The 18,897-nt window shown below is 35.1% G+C and carries 7 protein-coding genes; 6 read left to right on the plus strand and 1 reads right to left on the minus strand.

Annotated elements, in window-relative coordinates; translation table 11 throughout:
• The first annotated feature begins 243 nt into the window (after nucleotides 1–243).
• The 6 genes from B4N66_RS11470 (at nucleotide 244) to B4N66_RS11495 (ending at nucleotide 17,379) form a co-directional block, all read left to right on the plus strand.
• A complete protein-coding gene (locus B4N66_RS11470) occupies nucleotides 244–1,722 on the plus strand; it encodes a helix-turn-helix domain-containing protein (protein WP_291094923.1) in 1,479 nt (492 codons plus the stop codon).
• Nucleotides 1,723–1,819: 97 nt separating this feature from the next.
• The gene (locus B4N66_RS11475; protein ID WP_291094925.1) at nucleotides 1,820–2,860 is read left to right on the plus strand and encodes a tetratricopeptide repeat protein; all 1,041 of its coding nucleotides are present in this window, start codon (nucleotides 1,820–1,822) and stop codon (nucleotides 2,858–2,860) included.
• Nucleotides 2,861–3,028: 168 nt separating this feature from the next.
• Nucleotides 3,029–10,138, plus strand: coding sequence for a choice-of-anchor J domain-containing protein (locus B4N66_RS11480; protein WP_291094927.1), 7,110 nt, complete (start codon nucleotides 3,029–3,031; stop codon nucleotides 10,136–10,138).
• 68 nt (nucleotides 10,139–10,206) lie between these two features.
• Nucleotides 10,207–11,142, plus strand: a complete 936-nt coding sequence (locus tag B4N66_RS11485; RefSeq protein WP_291094928.1) for a PorP/SprF family type IX secretion system membrane protein — start codon at nucleotides 10,207–10,209, stop codon at nucleotides 11,140–11,142.
• Nucleotides 11,143–11,160: 18 nt separating this feature from the next.
• Nucleotides 11,161–13,032, plus strand: a complete 1,872-nt coding sequence (locus tag B4N66_RS11490) for an OmpA family protein (protein ID WP_291094929.1) — start codon at nucleotides 11,161–11,163, stop codon at nucleotides 13,030–13,032.
• 141 nt (nucleotides 13,033–13,173) lie between these two features.
• Complete coding sequence (locus tag B4N66_RS11495) at nucleotides 13,174–17,379, plus strand: T9SS type B sorting domain-containing protein (RefSeq protein ID WP_291094931.1); 4,206 nt, start codon at nucleotides 13,174–13,176, stop codon at nucleotides 17,377–17,379.
• 231 nt (nucleotides 17,380–17,610) lie between these two features.
• Here the strand turns inward: B4N66_RS11495 and B4N66_RS11500 are convergent, their stop codons facing one another.
• On the minus strand, nucleotides 17,611–18,894 hold the full coding sequence (locus B4N66_RS11500; RefSeq protein WP_291094933.1) for a UDP-N-acetylmuramoyl-tripeptide--D-alanyl-D-alanine ligase: 1,284 nt from the start codon (nucleotides 18,892–18,894) through the stop codon (nucleotides 17,611–17,613).
• Between the last annotated feature and the right edge of the window lie 3 nt (nucleotides 18,895–18,897).

Here is an 18,897-nt window from a genome sequence, read left to right on the forward strand (position 1 = left end):
CCCGGAGCTTGCGGAGGGGCACGCCCAAATTTTTATTAAATAGTTTGTTTGACTACTCTTTTGTTAGAATATTTTAATTATTGGTTTTCTATTCTTAAAACTGATACATTTGTAGTGTATTTACTAACCGGTATGTATAAAAGGGGCAATTTATTTGTTTGTTTTTTTATTTCAGCATTTTTGTGTTGTGCTTTTTCGTGCCAATTTGCGTTTGCTCAGGCCTCTAATCGGGATGAGATTTTTTTGAAAGCGAAGGAGTTATTGGGTAATAATCCTGATGAAACGATTAAAGTTGGTCAGCATTTAGTAAGTTTAGAGGATAATCATTCCAAAATTAGTGCAGTTAAGCGTCTTGTTTCTGAAGCTTATTTGGTGAAAGGTGATTATCACAATGCGTTGGTTTATGCTTTTGAGGCGGGTTATGATTTTGAGCGATTGGCGATTGAGGATAAAATTGAGGTTTTATTACTGAAATCCTCTATTTTATTTGATTTGAGTTTGGATGCTCAGGCGAATACTTACTTGAAACAAGCTGAAGATTATGTTGGTATGGTTGAAAATTCTTCGCTAAAAGATGATTTTGAGAATAATTTGCTGCTTCACGAAATTATGGTTCTTGTTCGTAAGCAGAATTTTAGCAAATCTGCTGTTTTGTTTAATGACACCAATGCTTTTTTAGATAAGAATGTTGATTTAAAGCAAGAATTCAATATTGCTAAAGGTTTTGTTTTTTTGAATTTAAAGCAGTTGGATTCCGCCCGAATCTATTTCGATAAGGCGTTGGATTTTAGTTCTAAACGCAAAACGGAAAGTTTTTTTGAGAAATCGGTTGTTTTGGCTGAAAAAAGTAAAGTTTTTTTTGTTGAGAAGAATCATCAGCAGGCGATTGCGTTACTGAATGAGTCTTTAAATTTGGCTAAAAAGATTAACAATGTACCACTTTTTCGATTGGTTAATAAGCAACTTTCGGTAAATTATCTTGCGTTGAATGATAAACCGAATTATCAACTTTATAATAATGAATTTTTGGTTTTGGATGGAAAGCTGGAGGAAATGGAGGAGGAATCCATCAATTCTGCATTTAATTTAATTTCGGAAGAATATGACCGAAATTTTGTTGTTGAGGAAAATAAGGCCAAAAATAAATTATATATTTTTTTAGTTGGAACTGTTTTACTAATGGTAATTTCAATAGCTTTTTATCTTAAAAATAGTTGGAAAAGAAAGCGTTTGAATGAGATTATTAAATACTTAGAAATAAGTAAAAATCTGTTTCACAAACCTGCAACTATAGAAGTTAAGCCGAGTGATAAACGTATGTTTATTCCAATTGAAACGGAGCAACTTTTATTAGCAAAATTGAAACGTTTTGAACAATCTACCCGATTTACGAGTAATGATATTTCGTTGGCTACTCTAGCGAGCCAGTTTGATACAAATACGAAATATTTGTCGGAGATTATCAATAAGCATTATGAGGATAATTTTAATACATATATCAACAAACTCAGAATTAATTTCATAATAGAGAAGTTAAAATCAGACCCGAATTATATTCACTATAAAATTAGTTATTTGGCAGAGAAGTGTGGTTTTTCGTCACATAGCAGTTTTGCGACTGTTTTTAAAGCCATAACAGGAATTACTCCAGCCACTTTTATAGAGCTTTTAAAGGAAGATTTAGATAAGGAAAAAGAGGAAGAAGTTTTAGATGAAATGTAATAAAAGCATAGGATTTACTTTTACAGTAGCATTATTTTTTTGCTGCTCAAATTTTCTTTTTGGTCAAACTAAGACTGAGTTTGATAGTATTTTTAGAATGTACACAATCAGTATATATGAAAATCCGGATCGTGCGATTTTTGTTGGTGATTCAATTTTTAAAACTGTTTCGAATTCTGATATTAAAGTGAAAGCTTTGATGCTGATTTCAGCAGGTTATTCATCGAAACGAAATTATCAAAAATCATTAGAATTTTCAAATAGAGCTAATGAGCTTTCTAAAAATAGTGATGATGCTCTACTTCGAATTAAAATCGTAAATAAAACTGCAATTCAATATCAACAGCTTAAAATTTACGAAAAAACCATTCAGTATCTTGATGAAGCGGAAGAGTTGATTTTAGCTTATCCGATTAGAGATTCTGTAGTGTTTTATTTAGCCAACAATTATATAGTTCGTGGTTTAGTTTATAAAGAAAGATTGAATTGTGAAATAGGTATAACTTTTTTGGATAAAGGAATTAAAGAATATGGGAGAATTAATAATTCCAATAGCATTGCAAATTCTAGTATAGCCCATTATAATAAAGGAAATTGTTATGTTTTACTAAAACATAACGAAGCTGCGAAATTGAGTTTTGAGGAATCAATAAGTCTAGCAAAGAGAATAAGTGCCAATAGTTTGCTTGCTTTTGCTCAAAAAGGCTTGGCAGAAGTTTACACCATTGAAGGTCGATATCAAGATGCTTTAACTGTTTTGAATGAAGCACTGGTGGCTTCCAAAAGTGTGGGCGATTTAATTTTGAATCAAGGAATTTATAAAGGTTTATCCGAGAATTATCTTGCTCTTAATAACTGGGAAAATTATCAAAACTATAATCTATTATATCTTCAGAACAGAATTAAGATCAAAGAATCGGAAAGAAAATCGATTAGCAATTCGTTAGATGAAATTAAAAAAGAACAAAAAAGTAAATTAGATCAACTACTTCCTTCGTATCAATACGGAATTTATTTTCTCATATTTTTAAGTTTATTGATTATTATTTCATCAATTTTAAGTTACTTAAAAATTAAAAAAGAGAACATTTTTCTTCAAAATGTAATAGATAGATTACAAAAAAGCAAAAGTGAGTAAATCAATTCGTTTCAATCAAAAATTTTAATTAAAATTCTGTAAATCAAGTATTTAAATCTTTATTTTGCCTTTCAAATTTCGGTAATTTCCAAAGTCATTACATATTAATGTATAGTAATAATATATATTTTTATCCGAACACTAACTAAACCGTTAAATGTAATGAGAATGCGAAAAAAATTACACCTATTCAGCTCAGTAAAAAAGTTTTTACTGTTATTAAATTTCAGAGAGCACGAAAATGATGCTCAACAGTTTTTGATACAAAAAAGTATCCAAAAGAAAATAATCTTACCATTCCTGTTATTATTTTTTTCAATAGTAAGTTATGGGCAACTTGCCACCGAATCTTTTGAAGGTGGAATTCCTGCAACTTGGACACTTTTTGGAAATGGAGTAGGCTCTTCAACTTGGGGAATTTCTCCGGATGGCTATTTAGGTAGCGATGCTGCTTTTGTTAATCCGAGTTCTGAAAATATCGGACAAGGAAATACAGCCCAATACTTTTTGGTTACACCAACAGTTTCAGTTCCTGATAATGCGGAAATTAGATTCTACACAAAAAGAGCTACTGAAAATGCAAACGATAATATTAGTTATCAAATTAGACTTTCTACTGCCAGTCAACCGGACATAAACGGTTTTACGGTTGTTTTGCAGTCATGGGACGGAAATGATTTAAATGTTGGTTCGGAAACAGAATACGAAGAAAAAATTATTGCAATTCCTTCTTCAATTCCATCTGGATTAAATATTTATATAGCTTTTGTGGCAGTGAATACTCAAACAGGTGCCGTAGTTTCCGGTGATGCTTGGTATATCGATAATATTCGTGTTATAGAAGGTTGTCTGCAAGTTGTTGCAGAAGATGTGACTTTTTCTCAAATAAGTCCGGTTTTTGCCACAGTAACTTGGACGCATCCAAACGAAACAAATTTTGAAATTCAATATGTTGAAGAAGGCGAAAGTCCTTCAACTACATGGAATACTATCAATGGTAACACTTTTACTTTTAATGATTTAACAGGAGAAACAACTTATGATGTTTATATCAGAACCATTTGTGACTCTGAAACTTCAAGCGAATGGGCTGGGCCTTTTAGTTTTACTACAGCAATTTACGGCTTGTCATGTGAGCATCCAATTGTAATTAATGCTTCAGCTGGCAATCCTTATTCGCTAAATAGCAATTTAATGAACTTTCCTAATGCAGAAACGATTACTTATTCAACACATGGAAGTAACTGTTTACCCGCTGCCATAACACAAAACTATTTAGAAGGAAATAAGATTTTCCTTTCCTATACAGCTGATCAGGATGGATTAATTAATTTAAGTCAAATGACACTTCCTTGGGCATCCGGGACACAATGTTGGGGAAATGCTATTTCAGGGGTTTTTATTTATGAAAATTGTGGAACTATCGGTGTAGAATGTTTGGCTGGATTAAATACAACAAGCACTAGTCAGCCTAAAACGATCGAAAATTTCCCTGTTACTGCAGGAACAGAATATGTTATTGTAATTTCAACGTCCTTAGCTGGTACGACAGCAAGTATATGTTTTGAATTTGATTTATCATTTACAACTTGTCCTTCACCTTCTCAATTTTCCTTTACAAATTTATTACAAGAAAGTGTTGTGGTTTCATGGGATAACCCAGTAGATATTGCCGATTCATGGGAATATGTTGTGTTGCCGGTTACCGATTCTGCACCAACAGGTTCGGGAACTCCAACATCAACAAACGAAAATATTTTAATTGATGGACTTACAGCCGGAACGTCTTATAATTTGTATGTAAGACCAGTTTGTGATGGAACTCCCGGAGAATGGGGAGTACCAATTACATTTACAACACAATGTGATGTTTTTGATACGCCTTATAATACAGGTTTTATTGGTGCTTCGGCATCAAATCCTGAGCCGTGTTGGACATCTTTGGATGTAAATAATGATGGCGTAAAATGGTCATATCAAGGAGGTTGGGAAGAAGGTTATTTAGGTTATGCTACTTTGCAGACAAGTACAAACCAAAATTTCAATCATGATTATCTTGTTTCTCCGCAAATCAATTTTGATGGAGTTCAAAAACGTTTACGATTTTCTCATCAAGTAGGTTGGGGCGGAAGTTCAAGTTATAGCATAAGAATATCTACAACGGGTGTTGGTGAAGAAAATTTCACATATGTATTATTACCTGAAACAGTAATTTCTAACGAATCTTGGCAGGAAGTAATTTACAATATTCCGGTTGAAGTAACGGGATTAGTCAACATTGCATGGGTAGTTTCTCCACTTGGTTCTGGTCAAGAAGCAAGTCGAATTTCTATTACAAATGTATTTATTGAAGATAAACCAATTTGTCCGGATCCAATTGCTCCAATGTTGGTTGAAGGTAGTGAAACTACAGAATCAGCTCAATTTTCTTGGACTGTTGGCGATTTAGAAGATCAATGGGAAGTTTTAGTCTTATCTTTAAACGATCCGGAACCAACAAGTGACTCAACTGGACTTATCGTTTCTGATAATCCTTACACATACGGTGGTTTACTTCCTGCAAAAAGATACAAATTTTATGTAAGAGCCTATTGTAGCGATGAACATCAAAGTACGTGGGTTGGTTCTGTTAATTTTATCACCGATTGTATTACTTTCGATACTCCTTTCTATGAAAGTTTTAATGATGAGGACGAAAATACTCAAAAATTCTGTTGGACAATTAATAACGCCAATGTAGATGCTGCAGAATGGGTAATGGAAGCCACAAATCCCGAAATTCGTGCAGGCGGTGGATGGTTTAACCCAACTACAAGTTATGATGACTGGTTAATTTCTCCAGCTATAAATGTAGAAGGTGTAAAAGAATTAAAATTTAAATACAGAGCAAGATTTTCAATTTTTCACCCAACTTCGAGATATGGAATCCAAGTTTTAATTTCAACAACCGATACTAATCCAGAAAGCTTCACTGAATTAGCACCGTTAGAAGTATTTACTAATACCGATTTTATTGAAAGATCAATTTTCTTTGAAGCAAGTGGAACAGTTTACATCGCATTTAGAGTTCCGCCAGATTTTGATTTAACTCCCGGAACTTCAATTTTAGATATTGATGATGTTTATATTATTGATGCTCCAGCCTGTCCAACTCCAAGTGCTTTAGCTACAACTTCAGTATTAGCAGAAACTGCGAACTTAACTTGGATGCCTGGATTTGGAGAAGATGCTTGGCAAGTGGTTGTTCAAGAGGTAGGTTTAGGAATTCCAACTCTAGATGGCGAAACTGTTTCAGCAACAACATACAACGCAGATCAACTTTTACCGGGAACCCAATACGAATTCTATGTTCGTGCAGTTTGTACCGATACAGATAGTAGTGAATGGGCTGGACCGTTTGTGTTCACCACACTTTGTTCGCCATTCAATACCCCTTTTATTGAAACTTTTAATTTTGATTCTACTACCGAAAGTTGTTGGAGAATTTTAAATTCTAATGAAGATGGATTTGAATTTGCAATGAATGTGACTTCCAATACTTATGAAGGAGATCAAGCGGCCGGAATGTTCACCGGATCAAATGGTGCCAATGATGATTGGTTAATTACGCCAACCATTAACGTTACAGCGAATCAACGCTTACGATTCTTTTATAGAGTTTATAGCTCATTTTTTACTGAAGATTTACAAATTAAATTATCCACAACAGGAATTAATCCTGAAAATTTTTCAACCGTTCTATACGACACAGAAAGTGATCCAAATCCATTAAACAACGAAGAATGGAGAGAAATGATTATCAATCTTCCTGATGGAGTTACCGGAAATATAAACATTGGATGGCATATTCCAACAATGCCTCCAAGTCCATTTGGATATAGAGGTCAGCTTTTATTTATTGATAAAGTAATTATCGAAGATATTCCTACTTGTCCTGCACCTTATAACATTACAATTTCTAACATTAATGATACAACGATTGATGTAAATTGGGAAACTGCCGGAACAGAAACACAATGGGAAGTAGTAGTTCAGCCTTACGGAACACCGGCTCCCGGAGCTACTTCTTTACCGGAATATACTCATCTTGCAAATGCACATCCGTTTACAGTTGAAGGATTATTACCAGCTCAAAAATACGAAGTATATGTAAGAGCAATCTGTGAAACAGAACCGGAATGGGTTGGTCCATTAGAAGTTACAACAAAATGTAGTTTTGAAGATTTATGTGAATATACTGTTACCTTGAGTGGAGGTCCTTCTTCCGGAATTGGTGGCGGAATTGATGTAATCCAAAACGGAGTTGTAGTTCAAACCTTAAATTTCCCAACCGGAGCATGGAATGAAGAAATGCAACCGGTAGATTTTATATTATTTTTATGTCGCGGTGTAGAATTCTCATTGTTCTGGGATTCTATCGGAACTGCCCCTGGTCAATTTCCGGGTGCAACCGTAGAAGTTAAAAATTCGTTAGGTGAAATTATTTCTACTACCGATTTAGGATTACTTCCTGCTCCAAGAAGAATTTTCTTTACCGGTATTGCTACTTGTGGCGAAATCACTTGTCCACAACCAACCGATTTAACCATTAGTGAAACAGGAGAATTATCTTGGACAGCCGGTGGTTCTGAAACTTCGTGGGAGGTGTTTGTTCAACCATTCGAAAACGGAACATTGCCAATTTCAGGAACAATTGTAACGACCAATTCATACATGCCGCAAGCAGCAGACTTTGCAGCCGGAAATAATACTTCGTATGAATATTTTGTTAGAGCAATTTGTTCTGATGACGATACAAGTTATTGGTCTGGTCCAAATGCATTTGTTAGAAACGATGCTCAGTCAACAGCAGTTACTTTAACGGTTAATGATTCTGAAATTTGTTCAGTAGCCACTCAAGCTTCTTTCAATGGAGCTACACCTTCTGCAGACGCAATGTCTTGCGAAGGTATTAATGGAGGTGATATTTGGTATGAATTCCAAGCAACTTCAACAACACATTTGATTGATTTAGATAATTTCTCAGGAAATCATTATGATAGTTCAGGTGATCTTCCTTACGGGAAAATAACATTAACATTATACCGAGTTAATGGTGGAAATTTAGAAGAAATAGTTTGTACATACAACAATGCTATTGCAACAATGTACTCAACAGAATTAGTAATTGGTGAAACCTATACATTGAGAGTGACTCAAAATGAAACAGAACTTTCGCCATATACTTTCGATATTTGTGTAAAAACAATAGTTGATCCTTGTACGTTCAACGTGATAAATGGTGGGTTTGAGCAACCGGTTGCTTCCGTTGGATTATTGAGTAATATGATGTCTCAAAACATTGTTCCGGGTTGGAGAAATGATGTAATAGGTTATTGGTCTCCGGGCGTTTTCTTCTATTTTGATGCTTTAAACACAGTTGGAGTTGCTCCATATGAAGGTGCTCAATTTATTCAAATGCTTTCATCAGATGCTGGTTTAGAACCGGATTTAAATAATATTGACGGAATGTTCCAAGACTTCGACAGTTCTGAAGTAACACAATATGAATATAGTTTTGCTCACGCAACACGTGGTGGAGAAAATTCTGTTGACTTATTCGTTGGTCCGCCACAAGGTCCTTTTGAATTGGTTCATCAATCTACAACCACCGCTTTAGGATTCAATTTGTTAGAAGGAATTTACAACGTTCCTGACGGACAAGATGTTACACGTTTTGTATTCCGTGCCAGAAATGACGGTATCGGAAATCTTTTAGATGATATTAAAATTACACCTAACAACAGAATTATCTCTGAAAGTCAAACGTTAGAATGTGGTGCAGGTCCTGTAAGTGTTCAAGCGAACGGAGTTGGTAACTGGGTTGCAGATGAAAATAATCCAGGATTAACAACCTTTTCTGATGTTAACGGTGGAAATGCAACTATTTCAGGTTTTGGTGCTCCGGGAGAATATGTTTTCTATTGGAGAACACGCTATTGCGAAAGTTCAATCACGGTAACTTATTTAGGTTTTGATGATGTTCCAACAGTAATTACTCCGGTAGAATATTGTTTGAATGCAACAGCTCAACCATTAACTGCAACGCCAACAACTGGTTATACTTTAAAATGGTACACTGAGGCAACTGGTGGAACGGGAACAACAACAGCTCCAACGCCAAGTACAGCTGCTATTGGTTCAACATCGTATTATGTTGTTAATGTAGATACAAATGGTTGTGAAGGACCACGAGTTGAAATCGTTGTAACTATTGTTGATTTAACCATTCCGGAAGTTGGATTTAGTTATGATGCAACAACCTATTGTGTAATTGGAACTAATCCAGTTCTATCAACCAATCCAGGTTTTGTAACAGGAGGAACTTACACTGTGAACCCATCAACGGGATTAAGTATCAATGCTGAAGGAGCGATTAACTTATCAAATAGTGATGCAGGTACGTATGAAATCACTTATTCTGTTATCCAAAATGGATGTATTGCAGCTAACCAAAGTTCGTTTACAATTACTATAACCGATTCAACTTTAGCAGTTGTTAATCTTGAATATGAAACACCAATCTGTCTTTCAGGAGAAAATCCAGTACCAACAGATCATACAGAAAATGGTGCATTTTCATCTGAAACATTAACTGTTAATTCTACAACTGGAGAGATAGATTTATCTTCAGCAACAGCAGGAACGCACGTGATTACTTATACTGCTTTGACTGATGTTTCATTATGTTTAGAAGGAAATTCAGTTTCATTTACCATCGAAATTTCAGAAGGTGAAGAAGTTGTTATATCACAAGAATGTGACGGAAATGCATTACTGCTTTCTGTAAACGAAAATGCTTCTGCCGATTATATCTGGATGGATCAAAATAACAATGTAGTAGGTTCAAACGAAGCAGTATTTAATGTGAGCGATTATTTATCCGATAATCCAACGGCTACTTTCCCACAAACATTCACACTGACAGTTGTTACTGGTGAATGCTCTAGTGAAGGTGAATATGTAGTTACTTCGATGCCTTGTGTTTCCATTCCAAAAGGAATTTCTCCAAATGGTGATGGTAAAAACGATTCATTAGATTTAACAGGAATGGGAGTTCAGCAAATAACCATCTTTAACCGTTATGGTAGAGAAGTGTATAATTTCAGCGGAAACTATTCTAACCAATGGAATGGTCAATCAAATGATGGGAAAGAACTTCCATCGGCAACTTATTTCTATAGCGTTGCCAAACAAGACGGAAGTACAGCAACCGGATGGATTTACATTAACCGATAATAATCATATAATTCAAAGGCAGTTTGCTTAGTTAAACTAGGCAAACTGTTTTAAAAAATACTAAACAAATGAAAAAAATAGTTTTGACTTTAGCCTTTGCATTGATGATTGCTCTAGATGGTCAGGCACAACAAGATCCACATTATACGCAGTATATGTATAATATGAATATCATGAATCCGGCTTATGCCGGTTCAAAAGAAAGTTTATCCGTTGGGTTGTTATACCGAGCTCAATGGGTTGAAATCGAGGGAGCACCAAAAACTGGAACATTATCCATCCACAGTCCGGTGGGAAAAAATGTAGGTTTAGGTTTGTCTGCCATAACCGATAAAATCGGTCCGGTGGAAGAAAACAATGTGTATGCAGATTTCTCTTATACATTGAATTTAGGTGGCGAACATCGTTTGGCTTTCGGTATCAAAGGAGGAGCAACTTTCCATAAAGTGGGGTTGTTCAGTGATATCGGAAATGGTTTTGTTCCAGATCCTGATGATCCTGCTTTCAGCGAAAATTCAAGTAATACTTATTTAAACCTTGGTTCCGGACTTTTCTATTACAACCAAAAGTTTTATGCAGCTTTTTCGGTGCCAAACATGTTAAAATCAAAGCATTTGGATGTAACTCAAAATGGTCAGGAATATGAATTTGGTTCAGAAGTACAGCATTATTTCTTAACAGCCGGTTATGTTTTTGATTTGTCAGAAAATACAAAATTCAAGCCTTCTTTTATGATGAAATCATCATTTAACGCACCAACTTCGATAGATGTTTCGGCAAATGTGTTATTTTTTAATAAATTTGAGTTAGGAGCAACGTATCGACTTGAGGATTCTTTCGGAGGAATGATTAACTTTGCAATAACTCCATCAATCAGAGTGGGGTATGCGTATGACCATATTGTTTCAGATTTGAATGTAACAACACCGGCTTCACACGAATTTATGTTGTTGTTTGATTTGAATTTTTCGAAGAAAATATCCATTTCGCCAAGATTTTTCTAACCAATAAAGAAACCTAAAATGAAAAAATTATATATCACAGCAGGATTGTTTTTAACGCTTATGTCCGGATTTGCTCAAAATAAGCAAACTGAAAAAGCTGATAAGTTGTTTGAAACTTATCAATATGTTGCTGCCATTGATGAATATTTAAAAATAGCTGAATCAAAAAAAGCTGATAGTTACGTTTACAAACAATTAGCCGATAGCTATTATAATGTGTACAACACAGAAGCAGCGGCAAAATGGTACGCCAAAGCAGTCGAGAAAAATCAAGATGCCGAGACTCATTACCGTTATGCTCAAACGTTGAAGTCGTTAGGAAAATACCAAGAAGCAAACAAACAAATGGATAAATTTGCCTCACTTTTGCCAACTGATCAACGGGCAAAAGATCACAAAGCAAATCCAAATTATATCCCAACTTTAGCAGATAAAACGAAGTTGTTTGATATCAAAGAAACCAAAATTAATAGCAAAGATCAAAGTGATTTCGGAGCTGTTTTAGCGAATGATAATACATTGTATTTTGCCAGCACGAGAAACACGTCAAACAAAACGGATAAGTGGATTAACCAACCATATTTGGATATTTTTTCATCCACTTTAAATGCAGACGGAACGTTGTCTGAGCCACAAAAAGTAAATGAATTAAATACTGCTTTTCACGATGGTCCGGTTACAATTTCTGCAGATGGGAACACTATGTTTTTTGCCAGAGACGGTCACAGCGAAGGCGTTTTTGAAAAAGATAAAAAGAACAACATCAAAGTAGGTCAACAAGGTCTATACAAAGCCACAAAAGTCAATGGGAAATGGTCAGATGTGCAAGCTTTGCCTTTCAACAACACCAATTATTCTGTCAGTCATCCGAGTTTAAGTAAAGACGGAAAAACACTTTATTTTGCTTCGAATATGCCGGGTGGTTTAGGCGATACTGATATTTGGAAAGTATCTGTTAATGGAACAAATTATGGTAAACCTGAAAATTTAGGTGCATCGGTAAACACTGCCGGAAAAGAAGGTTTTCCATTTGTTACAGATGATAATGTGCTGTATTTCGCTTCAAGCGGAAGACAAGGTTTTGGTGGTTTAGATGTTTTTAAAGTTGATTTAAACAATCCATCAGAAACAATTAACATAGGAAAACCGGTTAATACTGAAAAGGACGATTTCTCATTTAGCTTTAATACAACCAAAAACATCGGATTCTTTTCTTCAAACAGAAGCGGAATTGATAACATTTTTGAAGCAACTCCAATTTGTGCTGCCGAAGCAATTGCAATCGTAAAAGACAAAAAGTCAGGAAAAGTTTTAGCAGATGCTACCGTTTCTATTTTAGATGAAAAAAGAAATGTCATCGCAACAAAACAAACCAATTCCAAAGGCGAAGTTTCGTATGATATAAATTGTGATACAGCTTATCTTTTTCAAGTAACAAAACAGGATTTTGACCCGGCTTCAGCTTCGGTTGAAAAAGTGAAATCCGGAAAAACTTCGGTTACGTTAGAATTAGAACCGATTGAAGTGATTGTAACAGACACAGAAGTTATCCTAAAAAGCATCTTTTTTGAATTTAATAAAAGCAACATTACAGAGCAAGGTGCAACCGAATTGGATAAGTTAGTTAAGGTAATGAGAGACAATCCAACAATGGAAATCTTAGTAAAATCGCATACCGACTCCAAAGGTAGTGCGGCTTATAATTTGAATTTATCAAATCAAAGAGCTCAATCAACTGTTCAGTATTTAATCTCAAAAGGAATTTCTAAAAATAGACTTTCTGCAAAAGGAGTAGGGTTATCTGAACCAAAAATTGATTGTAAAGAAAATTGTACTGAAGAGCAAGATGCTCAAAACAGACGATCAGAATTTCTTATAGTTAAAAAATAAAAATTATTACTACTTGTTGTTAATTAAGCTAAAGCGTATGTAATGTACGCTTTGGCTTTACATTTTTTAATTCTCTATTTCTACTCAATAAATAGGATTTCCATTAATAATTGTTTTAAACAATTATCAATATTTGATTCAATGAAAAAGATAGTTGCCTTTATAATATTCCTTTTTTTTAATCCACTTTTTGCCCAAGCTCCAAACGATTGTGTTAATGCTATCACTGTTTGTAGTGATGGAAATTTTTCTTCAAATGCCGATGGAATTGGAAATTTTCAAGAAGTTTCAGGTTGCGGAAGTTTTGAACACAACACCATTTGGCTTCGAATAAACATTGTTCAAGCCGGAACTTTAGGATTTCATATCCGACCCAATGATACAGATATTTTAGTTGATTATGATTTTTGGGTTTTTGGTCCGAATGCTACCTGCGGAAGTTTAGGTAACCCAATCCGATGTTCAACCACTAATCCGGAAATGGCAGGATTGCCAAATAATTATACAGGAATGTATGGAAGCACTACTTCTACCCAAAATGGACCCGGTGCAGACGGTAATGGTTATGTGCGTTGGTTAAATGTGCTGCCTGGTCAAACGTATTATGTAGTAGTTGATAGACCAATCGGAGATGGTGGTTTTGAATTAGAATGGATTGGCTCTGCCACTCAAGGCAACGGAGCTTTTGCACCACCACCAACAGCCAATGCCATTGAAGACTATATCACTTGTAGCACCAATGCGAATACCGGAATTTTTGATTTGAATACAGTAAGAAGTTCAATAAATAGTGACTTAACTGGAAATACTATTACTTTTCATACCACCATCGAAGATGCTATTGACGGTATTGATGATTTGACGAATATTTTGGCTAATGCTACAAATCCTCAACAAATTTTTGCCAGAGTAACAGATAATGTAACAGGTTGTTCGTCGATAACTGATTTTAATTTGGTCGTTTATCCCGTTCCTGATGCGAATGTTACTGTTTCTTCGACTGAAATTTGTCAAGGTGAATCAGTGACAGTAACCATTACCGGCACACCGAATGCAACAATCACCTATCAAATTAATGGCGGAACAGACCAAACTGCTTTGCTCGATGCTTCCGGTAATTTTAGTTTTAATGATGTATTGAATGCTAATACAACCTATACTTTAAGTCTCGCACAAATTATCGATACAGATGGCTCGGTTATTTGTTCTCAAAATTTATCAGAAAGTTTATTTGTTACGGTTAATGAAATTCAAGCTCCTACTTTTGTCACCAATTCTCCAATTTGTAGTGGCGAAGCGGCAATCATAACTTTTACAGGAAAACCAAATACCGTTTTGAATTTTACAGTAAATGGAAATCCGGAGACTATAAATATTGATGGAACCGGTTCATATACACATACAATCAACAATGTAACGACCAATCTTGATATAATTTTAGTTGATATTACAGAAGATGCTGCTCCGTTTTGTTCATTAACATTTAATGAGCCAATAACTATTTTGGTGGAAAATGAACCAATAATTGTAAATCCTACACCTTATCTAATTTGCGATACAACCGGAAACCCCAATTCGGCTTTGTTTCAATTGGATAGCAAAAATGATGAAATTACTAACAACAATTCGGCTTTAACGGTAACTTATTTTCTGACTCAAGCTTTGGCGAATAGCGGAAATCCTGCAGATGCGTTGCCTAATTCATACCAAAGTATTTCTGCTAATCAAACAGTGTATGTTAGGGTTGAGTCGGCAGCGGGTTGCGTTTCATTTACCGAATTAGTACTTCAAGTTGTGGAAGCTCCAACTGCAAATAATCCAACTCCTTTAAATCAGTGTGAAAACGGAACAACCGGAATTGCAACATTTGATTTGGATGGGGCTGTTGCCGAAATTATTCTGGGAAATACTTTTCCTGTTATCGTGACTTTTTATGAAACATTGGCTCAAGCTCAATTGGATGATGATGAAATTACAATAACCAATGCTCACAATAGTGCCTCCGGTTCAGTTTTTGTGCGGGTGCAAAGCGGTTCTTGTTTTGAAATTGTGGTGTTAGTATTGAACGTTCTTCCTAATCCAGTTATAACTTCGCCGGGAATAATTTCCGAATGTGATGATGATTCGGATGGGATAACTTCATTCAATTTAGCTAATTTAGTGAATACGATTTTGAACGGATTACCTTCAACTGATTATTCAGTGCGGTTTTATACCAATCAAAATGATGCGATCAATCAACCGTTGAATTTTATTTCACCATCCAATAATTACGAAAACACAACACCTTTTGACGAGACAATTTGGATTCGTTTAGAGAATAATTCAACTAACTGTTTTACGGTTGAAGAACTTTCTTTGGTTGTGAATGTTCCTTTGCAATTACCAACAAACTTGTCGCTTACAGAATGTGATGTAAATAATGATGGTTTTGCCATTTTTAACTTAACAAATGCTCAAAATGCCGTTTTAGGCAATGCGACCAATCCGTCAAATTTTCAAGTTCAATTTTATCATACTGAGTTAGGAGCAATAAATGAAACAGCAGCTGAACTGATTAATTCTCCCGGAAGTTTTACTAATTTAATTTCAGGAAATTCAACAATTGGTGTGAGAGTTGAACATAGTTCAACAGGATGCTTTAGCACAACTACGCTGAATTTGAACCTGATTCCGTTACCGGATGTAGGTGCAATTACACTACCAAATTTGGTTTTATGTGATGAAGTTACGCCGTATGATTTATCTGAAGAGTTTGATTTGACAGTTTATGAAAGTCTTATTCGAAGCGGAATTCCTAATTTGATTATTACGTATCATAACTCAATCGGAAATGCGAATAATGGAACAAACCCAATTGGAACAGCGGCAAATTTCAATTCTCCATCTACAACAATTTATATTCGCGTAGTAAATGGTTTAAGTGCAAATCCACTTTGTTCGGTTGTTCTTCCACTGAATTTGGTGGTGAATCCGTTGCCAAGTTTGCAAGTAGATGAAATAATTATTTGTGATGCAAATCTTTCCGGTTTTGCCGACTTTGATTTGCAAGGAAAAATTCCTGAAATTTTAGGGTCATCGCAACCGATTAGCAATTTCAATGTTGAATTTTTTGAAGATAGTTTGGAAAATTCCCCAATTACATCCAATCCATACACCAATACTACAATTGATTTACAGGTGATTTATTTGAAAATCACAAATCTTACTACGTTATGTTCAGTGATTTTACCATTTGAATTGAAAGTAGAAGCCGGTGCTCAAGCCACACAGCCAAATGCTTGGGAAGTTTGTGATTATGATGGAACAAATGACGGAATCACCACTTTTGATTTAACAACGTTAGATTCAGTCGTGTTGAACGGTCAAAATCCAGCAGATTTTTTAGTGACGTATCATCTAACTGCAGGCGGAGCTTTGAACGGAACTAATTCAATAGCAAATCCGGAAAACCATCAAAATACGCTTTCGCCAAATCAACAAACGATTCACATTCGAGTGAAGAATATCAACTTTGTAACCTCATGTGTGGCAACAACTACAGTGCTTTTAAAAGTTGAAAAATTATTGGAACCGGTCATTACAACTGTTGATGGAAGCAATACGATTTGTGTAAATTTTGAAACCGGAGTTGTTGAACGAACATTGACTTTACGAAGCAGTATCCAAGGAAGTAATTATACGTACACTTGGTTTTTAAACGGAAGTATAATTCCAAATGCAACGGCAAGTACGTATGTTGTAAATACTGCTTCGCCCGGAATGTATTCTGTTTTGGTTGAAAATTCGGTTTCTACTTTAGGTTGTATTTCTGATCCAAGTGATGATTTTGAAGTAATTCAGTCAGGACCGGCAGTGGTCATTGATTATCAGGCTTCGGGAGCTTTTTCTGAAAATGCAACGATTACGGTGCAAGTGGAAGGTTATGGTGACTATTGGTTTCAGTTGAATGACGGACCGATTTTGAATAATGGAGGAGTTTTTACGAATGTTCCTCCTGGAATTCATACAGTTACTGTTCACGATCAAAAAACCGGAAATCCATCGTGTGACAGCGTGATAATTGAAAATATTCAGATTATTGATTACCCAAAATTCTTTACGCCAAATGGTGACGGTTATAATGACGAATGGAATATTACGGCTTTGCGAAACCAACCGAGTGCTTACATTATAATTTTTGATCGTTACGGAAAATTGATAAAATCAATTAGTCCAAATGGAGCAGGTTGGGATGGAACTTTTAATGGAAATGCTCTCTTTTCAACAGATTATTGGTTTATTGTTTACTATGAAGAAAATGGTGTTTCAAAGGAATTTAAAGCTCATTTTGCTTTAAAAAGATAATTTTTTAGATTGTTTTTGATTATTTTAAATTGGTTTAGAATTACTTAAACAATACAACTGGAGCCGTCTTGAAAGCAATTTTAAGACGGTTTTTCTTTAAAGCACTAAGCCCCGCGTGAGGGATTGAAGCGGAAAGCCCACAGCAACAACGGAGCTTGCGGAGTTGGGGCGAGGACTTGCAGCGAAAAGCCCGACCCGTAGCTTGCGGAGGGGCACGCTCAAATTATTTTTTTAAATATACTGAAGTGTTCGTTCTAAAGCCATTCCTCGAGAGCCTTTAATGAGAATGAGTGTGTTTTGAAAAGTATTGTTTTTTAAATATTCTGCAAATTCATCATAAGTAATGAAGAAATGGAGATTTTGATGATCTTCTTTGACAGTATAAAATTCTTTTCCGACTAAATAACAGTTGAAGTTGGCAGTTGAACTTAGTTTTTTTATAATGTTTCTGTGTTCTAGAGAACTTTCTTCGCCCAATTCAAACATATCTCCCAAAACGGCAATTTTTGATTCATTTTCTAGCTGAATGAAATTCTGCAAAGCAACTTCCATACTGCTCGGATTGGCATTGTAGGCATCGAGAATGATTTCGTTACTGTTTTTGTGGATGATTTGAGAGCGATTGTTATCCGGTTGATAATTTTCTAATGCTTGCTTGCAATCCTGCATTGGCACTTTGAAATATTTTCCCAGTGTAATTGCGGCATTAATGTTGGTGGCGTTGTAAAGACCTATTAAATTAGATTGGATTTCTATTTCTTCAAATTTTACTTTCACAAAAGGATTTGCTTCTACATTTTTAATAAAAACATAACTATTCGGATTTGTTGTACTAAAAGTGATTTGCTCCATTTGAACTGTCTTAGTAGATTGGATTGGATCATCGAGGTTTACAACTACTTTTTTGCTATTTTTGATTAGGTAATCATACATTTCCGACTTTCCTTTGATTACGCCTTCTACACCTCCAAATCCCTCTAAGTGTGCCTTTCCAAAATTGGTAATATAGCCATAATCTGGTTGTGCAATTTCACATAAAAAAGCAATTTCTTTTTGATGATTGGCTCCCATTTCTACAATACCGATTTCGGTTTCTTTTGTGAAAGAGAGTAGAGTTAGCGGAACACCAATGTGGTTGTTTAAGTTTCCAACTGTTGCTTTAGTGTTAAATTTTTTGGATAAAACTACTTGAAATAATTCTTTGGTAGTAGTTTTACCGTTGCTCCCGGTTAAGGCGATGATAGGTAGGCTTAAATACTCTCTGTGATACTTTGCTAATTGTTGTAGGGTTTCTAATGTGTTTGAAACTAGTAATGTTTTATCATTTAAATAGTAGTCCTTATTGTCAATTAGAACATAGGATGCTCCGTTTTCTAAAGCTTCTTTGGCAAAGGTGTTTGCATCGAAACTGTTACCTTTTAAAGCTACAAAAAGTGATTTTTTTTCGATTTTTCTTGTATCGATTGAAACGGAAGAACATTCTAAAAAGCGAGCATGAATTTGAGCGATATCCATAAA

The organism is Flavobacterium sp. UBA2787 (assembly GCA_002352205.1).
Lineage (GTDB): Bacteria > Bacteroidota > Bacteroidia > Flavobacteriales > Flavobacteriaceae > Flavobacterium.